At 57.2% G+C, this 14,738-nt stretch carries 17 protein-coding genes; 1 reads left to right on the plus strand and 16 read right to left on the minus strand.

Features of this window, described 5'->3' with window-relative positions; genetic code table 11:
- Nucleotides 1-18: 18 nt before the first annotated feature.
- From VMC84_RS04700 to hisF, 4 genes are read right to left on the minus strand one after another with little or no spacing between them, the layout of a single operon-like run.
- Nucleotides 19-1,263, minus strand: a complete 1,245-nt coding sequence (locus tag VMC84_RS04700) for an APC family permease (RefSeq protein WP_325378633.1) — start codon at nt 1,261-1,263, stop codon at nt 19-21.
- Nucleotides 1,161-1,871: a hypothetical protein gene (locus VMC84_RS04705; RefSeq protein ID WP_325378603.1), complete on the minus strand. Its 711-nt coding sequence runs from the start codon at nt 1,869-1,871 to the stop codon at nt 1,161-1,163. Before VMC84_RS04705 ends, VMC84_RS04700 begins: the two co-directional genes overlap by 103 nt.
- 51 nt (nt 1,872-1,922) lie before the next feature.
- On the minus strand, nt 1,923-2,213 hold the full coding sequence (locus tag VMC84_RS04710; protein ID WP_325378604.1) for a MazG nucleotide pyrophosphohydrolase domain-containing protein: 291 nt from the start codon (nt 2,211-2,213) through the stop codon (nt 1,923-1,925).
- A gap of 1 nt (nt 2,214) precedes the next feature.
- Entirely contained in the window at nt 2,215-3,036 is an 822-nt protein-coding gene (gene hisF / locus VMC84_RS04715; protein WP_325378605.1) for an imidazole glycerol phosphate synthase subunit HisF, read from the minus strand.
- A 21-nt stretch (nt 3,037-3,057) separates the two neighbouring features.
- Here hisF and VMC84_RS04720 point away from each other — a divergent pair, with 21 nt between their 5' ends.
- On the plus strand, nt 3,058-3,234 hold the full coding sequence (locus VMC84_RS04720) for a hypothetical protein (protein WP_325378607.1): 177 nt from the start codon (nt 3,058-3,060) through the stop codon (nt 3,232-3,234).
- 13 nt (nt 3,235-3,247) lie between these two features.
- Here VMC84_RS04720 and VMC84_RS04725 read toward each other — a convergent pair whose 3' ends face one another.
- The 12 genes from VMC84_RS04725 to VMC84_RS04780 form a co-directional block, all read right to left on the minus strand.
- Entirely contained in the window at nt 3,248-3,949 is a 702-nt protein-coding gene (locus VMC84_RS04725; protein WP_325378609.1) for an isoprenylcysteine carboxylmethyltransferase family protein, read from the minus strand.
- Nucleotides 3,950-4,255: 306 nt separating this feature from the next.
- Nucleotides 4,256-5,305 (minus strand): DUF7544 domain-containing protein, encoded by a 1,050-nt coding sequence (locus VMC84_RS04730; RefSeq protein ID WP_325378611.1) that lies wholly within the window; start codon nt 5,303-5,305, stop codon nt 4,256-4,258.
- A 185-nt stretch (nt 5,306-5,490) separates the two neighbouring features.
- A complete protein-coding gene (locus tag VMC84_RS04735; RefSeq protein WP_325378613.1) occupies nt 5,491-5,631 on the minus strand; it encodes a hypothetical protein in 141 nt (46 codons plus the stop codon).
- A 2-nt stretch (nt 5,632-5,633) separates the two neighbouring features.
- Nucleotides 5,634-6,254, minus strand: coding sequence for a V-type ATP synthase subunit D (locus tag VMC84_RS04740; RefSeq protein WP_325378615.1), 621 nt, complete (start codon nt 6,252-6,254; stop codon nt 5,634-5,636).
- Between the two features lie 10 nt (nt 6,255-6,264).
- Complete coding sequence (locus VMC84_RS04745; protein ID WP_325378616.1) at nt 6,265-7,647, minus strand: ATP synthase subunit B; 1,383 nt, start codon at nt 7,645-7,647, stop codon at nt 6,265-6,267.
- Complete coding sequence (locus tag VMC84_RS04750) at nt 7,648-9,387, minus strand: ATP synthase subunit A (RefSeq protein WP_349256742.1); 1,740 nt, start codon at nt 9,385-9,387, stop codon at nt 7,648-7,650. It lies immediately after the preceding gene.
- A 27-nt stretch (nt 9,388-9,414) separates the two neighbouring features.
- Nucleotides 9,415-9,714 carry a V-type ATP synthase subunit F gene (locus tag VMC84_RS04755; RefSeq protein ID WP_349256743.1) on the minus strand — a complete coding sequence of 100 codons (300 nt, stop codon included), beginning with the start codon at nt 9,712-9,714 and terminating at the stop codon, nt 9,415-9,417.
- On the minus strand, nt 9,714-10,778 hold the full coding sequence (locus VMC84_RS04760; protein WP_325378621.1) for a V-type ATP synthase subunit C: 1,065 nt from the start codon (nt 10,776-10,778) through the stop codon (nt 9,714-9,716). Before VMC84_RS04760 ends, VMC84_RS04755 begins: the two co-directional genes overlap by 1 nt.
- 4 nt (nt 10,779-10,782) lie before the next feature.
- Complete coding sequence (locus VMC84_RS04765; RefSeq protein WP_325378623.1) at nt 10,783-11,343, minus strand: V-type ATP synthase subunit E; 561 nt, start codon at nt 11,341-11,343, stop codon at nt 10,783-10,785.
- A gap of 24 nt (nt 11,344-11,367) precedes the next feature.
- A complete protein-coding gene (locus VMC84_RS04770) occupies nt 11,368-11,583 on the minus strand; it encodes an ATPase (protein ID WP_325378625.1) in 216 nt (71 codons plus the stop codon).
- Between the two features lie 3 nt (nt 11,584-11,586).
- A complete protein-coding gene (locus VMC84_RS04775) occupies nt 11,587-13,632 on the minus strand; it encodes a V-type ATP synthase subunit I (RefSeq protein WP_325378626.1) in 2,046 nt (681 codons plus the stop codon).
- On the minus strand, nt 13,607-13,951 hold the full coding sequence (locus VMC84_RS04780) for a hypothetical protein (protein WP_325378628.1): 345 nt from the start codon (nt 13,949-13,951) through the stop codon (nt 13,607-13,609). Before VMC84_RS04780 ends, VMC84_RS04775 begins: the two co-directional genes overlap by 26 nt.
- Nucleotides 13,952-14,738: the final 787 nt, after the last annotated feature.

Consider the following 14,738-nt stretch of genomic DNA (forward strand, 5'->3'; position numbering starts at 1 on the left):
ATCCAACACAGCGGGTTTTTAAATAAAAGACGTGATGAGGACGGTCGCAGTGGATACGATGCCGACGATGGCCGTCGCCTTGACCCAGCGACTATCGATGAGCCTGAACGCGGCGACGCACAGGAATACATAAGGGATAAGGGTACTGATGACCGAGGCGCTGGCCAGGAACACGAAGCGGTTCATGATCAATAGTAATATGGCTGTAACGGCCGTACAGATAAGCACTGCGAGGACCGGCACATGCCAGCGGCTTTCCCGGGCGAATGCCGGGTTGTAACGGCCGAAAAAGCTCTCCATCACGAGGGACGTGCCGAGGAGGTAGGCGTTCAGGGCGGAGAGCATCGAGATCATGGCGATGGCGAGGACGACGACGCCCCAGCCTGAGTAGAAGTGCTCGACCGCGTACGATATCGGCGAGGCGGTGGACGCCAGGGCCTCGCTGCCCACGCTGCCTATCAATGAAAAGTTAAGCGAGAGATATATGGCCGTGACGATGGCGAACACGTAGAGGAGCGACAGCGGCACGGCCCTGTCGGGGTCATTCACGGGCTTCGACGGTATGGCGGAGAGCTCGAAGCCGGTGAAGCACCAGTAAACGACCACCGCGCTGCTTAAAAAGGCCAGGCTCCCATGGGGACTGAAGGGGATGAAATTACTCTCGCTGATGAAGGGCAATAGCAGGAGAGTGATGATGAGCAGGGGAAGGATTTTCAGGATGGTCAATGCGTCCTCCACCCAGGCGGACAGCGCCACTCCAAGCAGGTTCAGCATGCCGAAGGCGATGACGACGAGCGCCTCGAGGACCGGCGCCGGAATGCCGACGCTCACGCTGTCGCCGATGGCGGCCGCGATGGTGGCCACGCCCAGGATGCCCGACAGGATATAGCAGACGATGATGGCGCCCGATAACCTCTCGCTGAAAGCCTTCGTGAACAGCGTGTAGAACGCGCCCGTGTCGGCATAGCGCCGGGACAGCCACATCAGGCAGGCGAGGACGCAGCCGAAGGATACGGCACAGAGCGCCCATGCGAGCAGCGAGCTCGGCCCGGCCATGGCGGCGGAGACCGCGGGCACAACGAAGATGCCCGAGCCTATCGTGCCGCCCACGCCCAGGCTGACGAGGTCCGGCAGCCTCAGCGGCTTTTTATCCTCGCCATTTACGCTTTTCGTATGCGCCGTACAGCTTCCTCCGTATAGTAGCCGTAGAACGCCGAAAGCGGCACCAGTATGAGCATCGTGGCCAGGACCGCGGCCACGGATAACAAAACGACGAGCCCGAGGCCTCCCAGCGCCGTCATCCTCGTGACGGCCATGCCGGCCTCCAGCGTATGCAGCACGGACGACAGGACCAGTATCATGGCGGCCAGCGCCGGCAGGAAAAATAGCGATACCGCGGTCATCGCGCCCATGTCGACGAGCAGCTTTCCGCCCATATACCCGACCGCCTCGCCCGGGTGGCCCCTGACAAAGCCGATGAACTCTCTCGCCGCCCGGGTAAAGCCATACCCGGCCTCGTGGGCGATGCCGAATATGGCGTCGAGGCTCGCCTCCAGGAACAGGCCGGCGAAGCCCAGCAGGAGGACGAGAATACAGTAGACGACTAATGCGATAATGGCCCCGCTGAGCCCGAAAAATAATTCCATGAATGGTATTATGAGCGCCGGAAGTATCAGGACCAGGGCGGCGGCCGCCAGCAGCCTCGTCCCTCTATAATAGGGCTTAAGGCGGGCAATCTCAGCCTGACGCGGGTCCCCTGCAGATAGATGCAGCGCCGACTTGATCCAGAATGCCAGGTCCACTGGCCTGAAGAGCAGCTCCCGGGTGCGCATGCTGCCATACCTGACGGAGGCCGATAGGATAGAGTCCATTTACCATGATAATGGCCTCCTTATTTAAAAAACATGGTGGTAATGCCGGCTTCACTTGTCCTGGCACTTGCAGGGAGAGCTGCCGCACCTGGGGCATGTCATGGGGTACTTTTCCAGGCAGGCTCTCTCCACGTCGACGTCCAGCATGTTGGCCAGGGAGACCATCCAGGCGAACACGTCGGCCATCTCTTCCTCGATGGCCTTCTTATCGTTTTTACGCATGGCCTCGGCGAGCTCGCCGCATTCCTCGTAGAACCAGAGCTGGGTTTTCTGGAGGCCCCTTTCCGAGTCGTTTGCGCCGTATATCACCTTCATCAGCCGCTGAAATTCACGTATGTCCATGCTAGAGCCTCACGGGCACGCCCTTTGAGCGTAAATACTCTTTAGCCTGGCCGATCGTGTATTCCCCGTAATGGAATATGCTCGCGGCCAGCGCGGCGTCCGCGTCCGCGTATGAAAAAGCCTCGTACATGTGCTCGACGTTCCCGGCTCCCCCCGAGGCGATGACCGGGATTCTGACCGCATGGGATATGGCCCTCGTAATGGGCAGGTCATAGCCGTCCTTGGTGCCGTCAGTGTCCATGCTTGTCAGCATGATCTCACCGCTGCCCAGCTCCTCGACCTTTCTGGCCCACTCGATGGCGTCGATGCCCGTGGGCGTCCGGCCGCCGTAGATGACGACCTCGTACCAGGCCGGCCTCCCGGACTTGTTCTCTATGACGTTAACGGCGTTCGGGTCCCCGATATTAGTGTTGCTCCGGCAGTCGATGGCGGCCACGATGCACTGGGCGCCGAAGATGTCCGAGGACTTTTTGATGAAAGAGGGGTCCTTGACAGCCGTCGTGTTCACGGTTATCTTGTCCGCCCCAGCCCGCAGGATAGACCGGATGTCTTCGATACTCTTGATGCCGCCGCCCACGGTCATGGGGATGAAGACCTCGTCGGCCGTGCGCTCGATGACGTCGATCATGGTCTTCCGGCCCTCGTGCGAGGCGGTTATATCTAAGAAAACCAGCTCGTCCGCGCCCTGCTCGTTGTACCTTTTTGCAAGCTCGACGGGGTCCCCCGCGTTCCGCAGGTTGACGAACTCCACGCCCTTGACCACGCATCCGCCGCGTTCTCCCAAAACCACGTCCAGGCAGGGAATGACCCTCTTGGTGAGCATCAGGGGGTTTTATGTTGTGGTATGACTATATATTTAATGGTGAGCGGTATGTTCGGCGGCCTTTTTGGACCCAAAGTCTGTGCGAACTGTAAAAAGCAGATCACGGGTAAAGTGGAGAAGTACGGCGGCAAGTCCTTCTGCTCCACCCGGTGCATGGATATCTACCGCCATAAAGACCTTAACCGGCATGAAAAATAATAAGGGGCATCCGTTACCATACGCCCGGTATAAGCCTGTATTTGACCTTTTTTGTATAATCTAAGTACCCCGGGAGCTCCTTTTTCAGCGTCTCATCCTCGAGGGACGTCCGCAGCAACATCAATACGATGATGAGCGCCACCGGGACGAAAGCCCAGAGGGACCCCAGCGCCAGGGCCGTTCCCGGATAATACAGGAGCATGCTGGCATATCCGGGGTGCCGGACCCACCGGTAGGGCCCAGTCGTTGCCACCCGGTGCCCGCGGTCCTCCTGTATGCGGACGACGGCGGAAAAGTACCGGTTCGCCGTCATCGCCCAGATTATCACCAATCCGCCCACGGCCGCGAGCGCCAGGCCGGCAGCCTGGGCCCCGGGCGGGATTTCCTGGCTCCACCCCAGCCTCTTATCCAGGGCCGCGATGACGCAGATCGCCAGGGGAAGCCAGACGGAAATGAGGCTTGCCAGCGCCAGGTCCCATCGCTTGGAGCCTTCCTGGGGGCCCGAGCGTTCGGCCAGCAGTCCCGGGTCAAGCCGGTAAAGGACGGCGCCCGTCACAGCGACGAATACGAACATGAACACGATATAAGCCCAGCCCATGAGCCAGTCCAGGCGACCCGAGCCTTCGATGATGACGAGCGCTATGATCAGCAGGAATACGGAGTTCTTGACCGCCCAGACCATTACGCCCTTATGAACCTCTCCGGTTGTGGTCACTCGCGATACCCCCGTATACTCAGGTCTGTGGTCGCCTCTGCCTTTCCATTGTTAAAATTAATGTCTTTGTTTCTCGCTTGACGATTTATGAGTAACTTCTTCAGGTTCAATATACGATATACCATTTCCATGTCTCAGCCTCCATAGGGCTTACATGACCATGGCCCTCCTACGTGCCTTTCCCGGCAGGCGGGAACAGAAAATAAACCATTTACATATGGTTATATCCCATGCCGTACCAGTGGTAAAAGTAAAGGTAAAATCGTATGCTATATAAAGCTTTTTCAAAATAGAAAAGTAAAAAGATCAGGCCGGCAGCGTCGGCGGCGGAGGCGTGAACCTCTCCGAGAACGCGACGGCGGACGGGTCGATATGCCGGAGCACGTCGAGCGAGTAGTACCGGAAGTACACCGCGATGGGCATCGATATGGCCAGTATGGCGAGGATGAACAGGGCCAGCACGACCAGGAGTACCAGGCCGATGAGCACGGTGATAGCGATGCTGGTCTTTACCGCCGCGGCGGCGGCGAGGCCTCCGAGCACGAGGACCGCGATAAAGATGAGCGACACGGGCACCAGGATGATCAGCGAAACGATGCCGACCCCCAGCTCAAGGACCCAGCGCGTGATCACGTACACGCCGTACTGCTGCCAGTTCTTCTTAATGGAGGCCCAGAGCCATTTCCACGACTCGACGATGCCCATGCCCTTGAAATATACCATGGGGGCCACGAAATCGTAGGTGAATCCGATGAATATTCCCATGGTCACGCAGAATATGATCATGAGAAGTATGAGCAGGCAGATGAGGCAGATAGCCAGTATCGTGGCAATGATGCCCGCGGCCGAGGCCGTTCCCATCTTTATCGCCAGTAATACCGCGAGGACGACAACGACGATGAACGCAAGAACGACCGCCAGGGTAAATATGCCCGCCACCAGCGTGAAGACAAAGAGCCTCAGGCCCCTGCCCAGGTTCTCCATCATAGGCTTGATGACGTGCACGTCGCCCGAGGCGAGGTCCCGGATAAGGACGAATGAGAACACGTTGCGCAGGTAAGCGAATATCAGCGCGACGATGACGATGAGGACGGCCGCGATGATGAGCATCGTGATGACAGCGGGGTTGGAGAGGAGCGAGTTGATGGCATATCTTATGTTCGAGGCGTCCGATGATCCGGTATTATAGTTCATCGTATTGCTGAACTGGTTGCCTATGCGGCCCGACCCAATGCCCACGAAGAACACTATGACCATCAGCTTTAGCCACGTCCAGGCATTGAACGGCTCCAGGAGGAGTTTTTTAGTCTTCTCGAAGGCCGTTGAAATAGGCTTAAAAGCCCACCATTCTGTCATGCACTAACACCCATAATCGTATGGCTATACATGTTAATAACGCATTCGTTTATAAATATGTGATTGCCCGCTATGCTAAAATATGGGATCGGCGATATTCCATCTGTGTCTAACCCTCCTGTGGCTGATACCATTTTCCGTCTACCTGCCTATTTTATTCCTGGCGATAGCGAAATAAAGGCGATTCAGGTCATTAATAGCAAATAGGCGATGATCAGGTACCCGAGCACCACCATGCCCAGCGAAATATACCAGAGCGCTTTAAAAATAAGAGAACGGCCCTCGGGTGTGTTCCAGAGCGCCGTGAATTTTTCCAGGATATGCATATCTAGTCTTTGACTTTCTTCAGGCGGAACGTGTTTTCGCGTTCCATCTCCTCGAGCCGGAGCTTTATGAACTGCTCAGCTTCGAGCTGCTCCGGGATCACCTTGAACTCGAGAGCGTTCACCCTTCGCTTGGTCTTCTCGATGTCGTCCAGCAGCTTCTTCATGGCCGACTCGATCTCTGCGGAGATGATGATCTGCTCCACGAGCCGCTCGTAGGCCTGGGCCGCCTCGTCTATCCTGGAGCTGGTGTTGATGATGCCGTACCCGCGGTTCAGGATGGGCTTCTGCACGCCCGAGGACTCGATCTTGGGCACGATGACGCCCATCACGTTTTTACTCTCGAGGCTGATCTCCGGCTTCTCCGTCAGGGAGAACGCGGCGGACCTGACCGCCACGACGCCCTCCACAGCCCGGGCAATGGCTATCTTGGTCGCCGCGTCGTCGTAGCTCTTCATGAGCTCGCTGCGGGCGTTCCGGGCCTTCTCCATGATCTCGAAGAACTCCAGGATGAGCCCGTCCCGCTTCATCTTGAGCAGCTTGTGGCCGCTCTGCGACAGGACGATCTTCTTCTTCAACTCAAGCAGCTCGGAGCGAGTGGGCTTGATGTTGTCCTTAATAGCCATTCAGTTCACCTTATGCCGCGGCCTTCTTCTTCGCCGGGTGGTACTTGTCGATGTACTTGTTATCGATCTTGTTGAGCTCGGTTATGGGCAGCGTCGAGAGCAGATCCCACATGAGGTCGAGGGTCTGCTCGATGCTCCGGTCCTCCTCGCGGCCCTGCCGGACCAGCCTGTCCTCGAAGATGTCGGCGAAATCCAGGAACTTCCGGTCTCTCTCGGAAAGGGCGTCCTTGCCGACGATGGCCACCAGGCCCCTCAGGTCCTTGCCTTCTGCATAGGCCGAGTAGCACTGGTCCGACACCGCCTTGTGGTCTTCCCTGGTCTTGCCGGAGCCTATGCCCAGGTTCATTAAACGGGATAGCGACGGGGACACGTTGATGGGCGGGTAAATGCCCTTGCGGTGCAGGTCTCTCTGGACCACGATCTGGCCCTCCGTGATGTACCCGGTCAGGTCGGGGATCGGATGGGTGATATCGTCGCCGGGCATCGTCAGGATGGGCACCTGCGTGATGGAGCCCTTCTTGCCATCGATCATGCCGGCACGCTCGTAGAGCTGTGCCAGGTCGGTGTACATGTAGCCGGGGTAGCCACGCCTGCCGGGCACCTCTTCACGGGCGGCGCCGATCTGCCTCAGCGCCTCGCAGTAGTTGGTCATATCGGTGTAGATGACCAGCACGTGCATGTCGTTCTCGAATGCCAGGTACTCCGCGGTGGTAAGCGCCAGCCTCGGGGTGATGATACGCTCGATGGCCGGGTCGTCCGCAAGGTTCATGAAGACGACCGCCCTCTCCAGGGCGCCGGTCCTCTCGAAGTCCTGCATAAAGGTCTGTGCCTCTTCGGCGGTAATGCCCATCGCGCAGAACACGACGGCGAAAGGCTCGGTAGAGCCGACAACTTTCGCCTGACGGGCGATCTGCAGGGCGATCTCGTTGTGGGGCAGGCCCGAGCCCGAGAAGATGGGCAGCTTCTGGCCCCTGACCAGCGTGTTCATGCCGTCGATGGTCGAAATGCCGGTCTGGATGAAGTCCTTGGGCTGCCTCCGCGAGTACGGGTTGATGGCCGCGCCCACGATGTCCAGCCGCTTCTCGGGTATTATGGCGGGGCCGCCGTCAAGCGGGTCGCCCGAGCCCGAGAGGATGCGCCCGAGCATGTCCTTGCTCACGGGCATCTTGATCGCCTCGCCGAGGAACTTGACGCCGCACTCGCGGCTGATGCCTTCCGTGCCCTCGAAGACCTGTACGACGACGATGTCCTTCGAGGTGTCCAGCACCTGGCCCCTCTTGATGGTGCCGTCCCCGAGCTGTATGGACACGAGCTCGTTGTAGCTGACGGGCTCGGTCTTCTTGACGAACACCAGAGGCCCGGCGATCTCGCTGATTGTCTTATATTCCTTCATTTATGCCGCCTCCAGGGCCTTGAACTCGGCTTTCATCTCGTTATCGATGTTGTTAAGGTACTTCTCGAAGTCCGGCTCGAACTTGACCTTGGCCAGGTCGTTCTTGGATTTTAACGACAGGATCTTAGGGATGGGCACTCCGGCCGCAAGCGCCTTCCTCGCCAGCCTGCCGAACGCTAATATCTCGCCCATCATCATATACTGCTTCTTGAGGCTGCAGAACGTGTCGACCTCGTGGTAGGCGTTCTGCTGCAGGAAGTACTCTCTTATCATGCGGGCGATCTCGAGCGTAAGCTGCTGGTCTTCGGGAAGCGCGTCGGAGCCGACGAGCTGCACGATCTCCTGGAGCTCAGACTCTCTCTGCAGGAGCTCCATGGCCTCGGCTTTTAATGCGTTCCAGTCGGCGCCTATGTTCTTCGTATACCACTCCTTCAGGCTGTCCTGGTACAGCGAGTAGCTGTTCAGCCAGTTGATGGCCGGGAAGTGTCTGCGCTGGGCTAATTTGGCGTCCAGCGCCCAGAAGACCTTGACGATACGGAGCGTGTTCTGCGTGACCGGCTCGGAGAAGTCTCCGCCGGGCGGGCTGACGGCGCCGATGACCGAGACGCTGCCTTCCTTGCCCATCTTGGTGATGACACGGCCCGATCTCTCGTAGAACTGGGATAATCGTGCCGCCAGGTATGCCGGATAGCCTTCTTCGCCGGGCATCTCCTCGAGACGGCTGGATATTTCACGCATGGCCTCGGCCCACCTGCTGGTGGAGTCGGCCATCAGCGAGACGCCGTAGCCCATGTCACGGTAGTATTCCGCGATGGTGATGCCGGTATAAACGGAAGCCTCTCTTGCCGCGACGGGCATGTTGGAGGTGTTCGCGATGAGGACGGTCCTGTCCATGAGCGGATTGCCGCTCTTCGGGTCGGTTAAGTGGGGAAACTCGGAAAGCACTTCGGTCATCTCGTTGCCGCGCTCTCCGCAGCCGATGTAGACCACGATCTCCGCGTCCGACCACTTGGCGAGCTGCTGCTGGGTGACGGTCTTGCCGCTGCCGAACGGGCCGGGGATGGCCGCCGTCCCGCCCTTGGCGATCGGGAACAGGCAGTCCAGGATCCTCTGGCCGGTGACCAGCGGAATGTCGGGCCTGAGCTTTTCAGTGAAAGGCCTGGGCTTACGGACGGGCCACTTTTGCAGTAGCTTTATTTCCGTGCCGTCGGCTAAATGGCCGATGATCTCGTCGACGGTGAACTCGCCGGCCTTGATGTCCTTGATAGTGGTCTCGCCGACCAGCGGGGACACCATGACCTTGTGGACGATGCTCTTCGTCTCGGGTACCGTGCCGATGATGCTGCCTCCGGCGACCTTGTCGCCGGCTTTCACCGTGGGCGTGAACTGCCACTTCTTATCGTGGGGCAGCCCGCTCGCCGTGACGCCACGCTCGATGAAGTTGCCCATCTTGTCTTTTAAAATGGGCAGCGGCCTCTGGATGCCGTCGTAGATGGACGTTAATAATCCCGGGCCGAGCTCAACGGACAGAGGCATGCCCGTGTTCTCCACGGGCTCGCCGGGCCTGAGGCCGGACGTGTCCTCGTAAACCTGAATGATGGTCTTATCATCGGCGATCTCGATGACCTCGCCCATGAGACCCTCCTTGCCGACCTTGGCCACGTCGTACATTCGGGCCTGGAGCCCGACGGCGGTGACGACCGGGCCGGCAACTCTGAATATTTCTCCTGTTTGCAAGATAAACACCCTTTTCAATTACTATGATGACTATTTCCACAGGTCGACGCCTATGGCCCTCTTGATCTTATCCCGGAGGCCGCTCTCTTCCCGGCCGCCGATGGCGATGAACGTCGGCTCCACGGACTCGTCGACTATCTTCTGGAGCGCCGCGGGAAGTCTCTTCGCGTCGTCGGCGTGCAGCACCACGATGCCCACGCTATTATCGGACATGCACGCCCTGACCTTCTCCTCCAGGTCCTTATCGCTCGCCACGTCGTAGGTCTTCCTCACTCCGGCAAGCCTGAACCCCGTCGTGAAATCGCTCTTACCAATGACCGCTATCTCCATCATATCACCAGCTGGCTCTTGATGACCTCGTCGCTGAGGTGGGACTCCTTGCCGCGGGCGATGATGCGAAGATTGTTGACCTCGGTGTTCTTCCGCACGATGTAGCCTAATATAGGCGTCACCGAGAGCGGGTAGAGGTGCGATATCTTCTCGCCGTCGGCGATGAGGGCCTTACGGAGCGCGATCTCGACCGAGTTGAGGGAGCCAGTTTCCTGCGACTTCTGAATGGCCGGCTGCAGCTCCTCCGGCAGCTTATATTCCTTGAGCATGCTCAGGAACTCGTTGTAGCTCGGCGCCTGCGCCAGCTTCCTCAGGTCGTCCATGCCGAACTTCGAGCCCCCCGGGATCATGTAGGCCGTGATCCTGTCCTGCTCGACGTTCTCCCGCTTGAGCCGGAAGAGGGTCCGGAGGTTAACGCTGTCGATCTCGTGCTTGATGAAGTTGATGAAAAGCTCGTCCGCCTTCGAGTTGAGTATCTTGATCGACATGAGGTTCGCGTAGTATGTCCTATCGAGGGCGTTCTCGAACGCCGACAGCAAGTGGGTCTTATTGTACTCTTCAAGCGCCGCCGTGAGCGAGTCGTGGAATATGGTGCCGGCCAGCCCGTCGACCACGTCGGCGATAGTGTTCTTCCGGATGAGGTCGTTCAGCTTCTGCATGCTGAGGCTCCCCGCGGGCACGAGCGTCTCGCGGATCTCGTCCTCGGAGGCGCCGAAGCTTTTGCCCCGGAGGATGGTCTTGATGTTCCAGGTATCCCACCGGTTGAGGTACGAGCCGATGAGGAGCTTGAGGTCGCCCTCGCAGAAGCTCATGATATCGCGGAAGTCCCGCGCCAGGTTCAAGTTCAGCGCGTACTCCATCAGATCAATGCCGGCGTACTTCGTCGCCAGCTCGTCGATCTCGTCCTTATACTTGCTTTCGCCGATGAAGCGGCTGATCTCGGGCAGGTCCATCTGCAGCATCTTCAGGTACGTATCCCGGGGGAACAGGAAGGCCTTGCGGGCCTTGACCCTGGCCGTCGCATAGGGATAGTTACCCGCACCCGCGCTTCGCCTAAATAACATTGGATCACCTTGAGCCGAATAGAATGTCCGACACGGGCTTCATCTGCGCGTTCCAGACGTCGTCCACGATGGAGTCGAACGTGTAGTCGAGGTTGACGCTCCCATCCATGCTCGTAACGACGATGCCGCCGATGCACTTGATGTTGCCGCCGTACTCGTAGCCGGAATTCTTCACCAGCTCGGCGTCTCCGGCATTGGAGTATATTTTACCGGCCGGCACGTCTTTCCGGGCCAAATTTATGAGCTTATTTAATATATTAACTTTCTTTTCTTTCGGCATGGCGGAAAGCCGCTTGACCAGGTCGGAACGCACCTCGCCGAGCACGTCCTTTTCGGCGTTGAGCTTGGACTTTTTCATGTCCAGCTTGGCGCTCGAGAGTTCCCTTTGCCTCATCTTCGATATGGCCTCGTCGGCACGCGCCATCTCGGTGTCGTACGCTTTTTTGGCCTCGGCTTCGGCCTCCTTTCTAATCGTGGACGCCTCCACCTGTGCCTTCCCGATGATGTCCTTGCTCTCGGCCTCGGCTTTATCAGAGATGTCCTTTACGACTCTGTCCAGTCCCATGGTAGGTTCACCTTTCAGAGCCGCTTATATGAACATCAGCAGGATAGCAATGACAAGTCCGAAAATGACGATTGTTTCCGGGATCACAGTAAATATCAGGGCCTGGCCGAACAGCGAGCGGTCCTCGGCGATCGCGCCGACGGCGGCCGCGCCGATGTCCTTCTCCGCCATACCGGAGCCGATACCTGCTAATCCTACAGCTAAACCTGCGCCTATTGCGACTAATCCATCAACTGGCATAGTTTAATCCTCCGTATATTTTCTTATGTATCCAAATGGATCGTAAATTCTGCCCCCGCCCTTGTAGAATTTCATGAAGAACTCCACATAGTGCAGCCTGAGCGAGTGCAGGCCTGGGGCTAATATGCCCAGCGCCACGTTAATCGAGTGTCCCAGGACGAACACGATCACTGCCGCTATCAAGCCGGCGATACCGCCTTCCCCCAGCATTCTCACCATCGTGTTGATGGCGAACGCGATGCCCACCGAGGACATGCCCACCGCCAGAAGACGAGTATAGGACAGCGTATTGCTCATTAAGTTGGGGATCTCGAGAATGCCCATGACACCCTCGCCCATGAGAAGTAATACGAACCCGATCAGGAAAACGATTCCCCCCGCCACGAATAGCGGGTTCATCGCGTTGAAGCTCGGCAGCGTCCCCGTGATCATGAGCGGGAACACGTACCAGACCATGCATACGCCGCCCATCAGCATGAACGCCCAGCTGCACTTGTGAAGGATGGCGGTCTTGAGGCCATGCTGCTTCAGCTCGTTCCTGAACCCGAGCGCGTACCCGAGAAGTAGCTGGGCGACGCCCACCAGGCAGCAGAAGACCAGCAGGTCCTTGATGCCGAACACGTACGAGCCTTCGTGGAATCCTCCTGCAACGAGCCTCTCCAGCGGCAGGGAGAACGGGCCTATCGGGCCGAGATGGGCTCCGTGCGGGTAGAGCCCTGCCAGGCTGACTCCCAGGAAGCCCCCTCCTTCTGCCACGGGCTCGGCCATGTTAAAGCCCAGGCACTCGCCGAATATGAAGCCGAAAATTATGGAAGATATGGAGCAGTATATGCCCTCGATCGCCAGCGTCTGCCAGCCATCCGAGTACTTCATCACCTTTTTTACGATCAATGCGATTAATAATATTATCAGCCCGTAGCCGATGTCTCCCAGGATGAACCCGTAAAAGAGCGGGAATCCGATGAAGTATAGCGCGGTCGGGTCGATCTCGTTGTACATCGGCCGGGCGTAAAGGTCGATGAACTGTTCCGCCGGGTGCATCCAGCCGGGATTGGCGTATTTTACGGGCGCGTCTATCTCATGGTGTTCCTCGTAGACTCCTATATCTGTCCTGGACGCTTTGGGCTCCGGCTCGACTTTGGTCACGTAGACCCCGTCGCCCGTCGCCTTCAGCATCTTTTCCTTGAACGCCTCGAACTCGTTGACCGGCACCCAGCCGTCGATGACGAACGCGTTGTCCGATGTGGCGAACTTCAGGGGCGCTTCGGCCTTCTGCGTGTCGATGGTGAGAAGCTCTTCCGAAGAAAGGATGAACTTCGTATATTGCTTGTTCATCTCCTCGATGTCCTTGTTGACCGCCTTGAGATTCGCCGAAAGCTCGGCCTTTTTGCCCTCGAGCGCCTTCTTGATATCGGACGGCTGCCCCGTCTCATGCAGCGGCTCGATCTCGATAAAATCGTTCTTGAACAATGATTCGGATACTTTTGGGGCGACGTTCCGGGGCACGAACAGGGCAATGACAAGGCCCTTTTCATACGGGGCGGAGAACAGCTCGTAGTCGGGCGTTACAGCCTTGACCACGGGCTCGATATCCTTAGGGGCCGTGCCAATGAACACGGCGATGTTCTCGTAGCCGTATAGCAGCTCCAGGGGCAGCCCGAGCGCCTCGTAGGGCATTAGCAGGTCTTCCCTGTGGACTATGTCCTTTATCCCGGACTCGAGGGCGCTTTTCTCGTTCAGCTTCGAGGTGAGCGCGCTTTCCAGGGGGCCCAGGTCCTTATCGATATCGGAGACCACTTTCCCGCGCTTTTCCTTAAACTGGATATTGCCCTTCGTGCCGAGATAGCTGCGTATGGAGCGCAGCTTCAGGAGCTTTTCGGAGAGCGATGTGGCGGCCTTCAGGGGCTTGCCGATCTTGAAGTACTCGCCCTCGGCCGTATAATCTTCAACGTGGAAGACGTCCAGATCGTGTAGGGTATTAATGGTCGTTTCCATTACGTCTTTTGTACCGACGATGAGGACCCTATCCATGCGTTGAGGCTCTAGCATTGATGTACCCCTCGAACTCTTTCATGAGATAGTCTGTCGCGGCGCCTACCTTCGCCTTCGCGGAGGTCTTGAGCGCGGCTGCCTGCTTTTCGCCTTCTGATTTCTGGACGTTCGCCTCGGCCTGTATCTCGGCCAATGCTTTCTTTATCTTTGCATCGGCGTCGGCTGCGGCCTTGCTCCTGGCAGCCTCGGCGATCCCGGAGGCCTCTTTTCGGGCCGCGGCGGCGATCTGCCTGGCCTCTTCCTCGGCCTTCGCCTTGCGGACCTTAGCCTCCTCTTCGGTTTGCTTCAGTTGCGATAATATTTCTGCCCTGGACATAAGACTCCCCTGAACACAGAATATCGTTGTGATTTTAAAGAGTTGCTTTCATAAAATATACTGCATCATTCTTAAACCTTTTTATTTTAATCACTTTTTATGTTAAGGGATTAATATGCGCCGATAAAATCAATGCCTACAAAGGCTAAGAAAGAAAAAATTTTTACCCTTCAAGCGGCATTATGGTTACGCCACATAATACCAATTATTTCTAGATGTACAGTATGGCCGTGACTATCCATGAGTCTATCATGAGGCCGGCACCGAGTACCGCGTTCGAAAGAAACTGCCTGTTATTTGAGAGGTACGCGAGCGGGAATTTAATTATTTATATATAAATATATGGCACTGCCCGCTTTCTTGCTAAAATACGGCCGGGGGGCTTTTTTCAGGCGATTGCACCCATGCTAAGTGAATGAACTGGATAGCACTTTTTGCCTGCGTGCCATTGTATCCCTTGTGCCTTTTGCTCGAATTGGCAAAAGCCAAACCCAAAAAGCGGGCCATTGTGCCTTTGTAACTTACATTTTAAGAAATCTTTGTGAAACATAGTGCCATCGTGTCATTGTGGTGAAAATAGTGCCTTAGCCAACTTCGTGACTTAAAATGATATATTAAACAAAGAAAAAGGCAAAGCTAATCAGACGACATTAATAAAACGAGTAAGGCTCCCGAGAGAGCCGAACGCGACGAAAAGAAAGTTATGATTATTTCTTACTCTTGGACTTCACGCCGAGCACGTTCTTCTTGGAACGGGTAAGGATGCGGCGGACAAAGCCCTTGGAGT

Source organism: Methanocella sp., from assembly GCF_035506375.1.
GTDB lineage: Archaea > Halobacteriota > Methanocellia > Methanocellales > Methanocellaceae > Methanocella.

Coding starts and splice junctions, on each gene's coding strand:
- VMC84_RS04705 (WP_325378603.1), bottom strand. CDS start 1,871: ATGGACTCTATCCTATCGGCCTCCGTCAGGTATGGCAGCATGCGCACC.
- VMC84_RS04710 (WP_325378604.1), bottom strand. CDS start 2,213: ATGGACATACGTGAATTTCAGCGGCTGATGAAGGTGATATACGGCGCA.
- hisF (WP_325378605.1), bottom strand. CDS start 3,036: ATGCTCACCAAGAGGGTCATTCCCTGCCTGGACGTGGTTTTGGGAGAA.
- VMC84_RS04720 (WP_325378607.1), top strand. CDS start 3,058: ATGACTATATATTTAATGGTGAGCGGTATGTTCGGCGGCCTTTTTGGA.
- VMC84_RS04730 (WP_325378611.1), bottom strand. CDS start 5,305: ATGACAGAATGGTGGGCTTTTAAGCCTATTTCAACGGCCTTCGAGAAG.
- VMC84_RS04735 (WP_325378613.1), bottom strand. CDS start 5,631: ATGCATATCCTGGAAAAATTCACGGCGCTCTGGAACACACCCGAGGGC.
- VMC84_RS04740 (WP_325378615.1), bottom strand. CDS start 6,254: ATGGCTATTAAGGACAACATCAAGCCCACTCGCTCCGAGCTGCTTGAG.
- VMC84_RS04745 (WP_325378616.1), bottom strand. CDS start 7,647: ATGAAGGAATATAAGACAATCAGCGAGATCGCCGGGCCTCTGGTGTTC.
- VMC84_RS04755 (WP_349256743.1), bottom strand. CDS start 9,714: ATGGAGATAGCGGTCATTGGTAAGAGCGATTTCACGACGGGGTTCAGG.
- VMC84_RS04760 (WP_325378621.1), bottom strand. CDS start 10,778: ATGTTATTTAGGCGAAGCGCGGGTGCGGGTAACTATCCCTATGCGACG.
- VMC84_RS04765 (WP_325378623.1), bottom strand. CDS start 11,343: ATGGGACTGGACAGAGTCGTAAAGGACATCTCTGATAAAGCCGAGGCC.
- VMC84_RS04770 (WP_325378625.1), bottom strand. CDS start 11,583: ATGCCAGTTGATGGATTAGTCGCAATAGGCGCAGGTTTAGCTGTAGGA.
- VMC84_RS04775 (WP_325378626.1), bottom strand. CDS start 13,632: ATGCTAGAGCCTCAACGCATGGATAGGGTCCTCATCGTCGGTACAAAA.
- VMC84_RS04780 (WP_325378628.1), bottom strand. CDS start 13,951: ATGTCCAGGGCAGAAATATTATCGCAACTGAAGCAAACCGAAGAGGAG.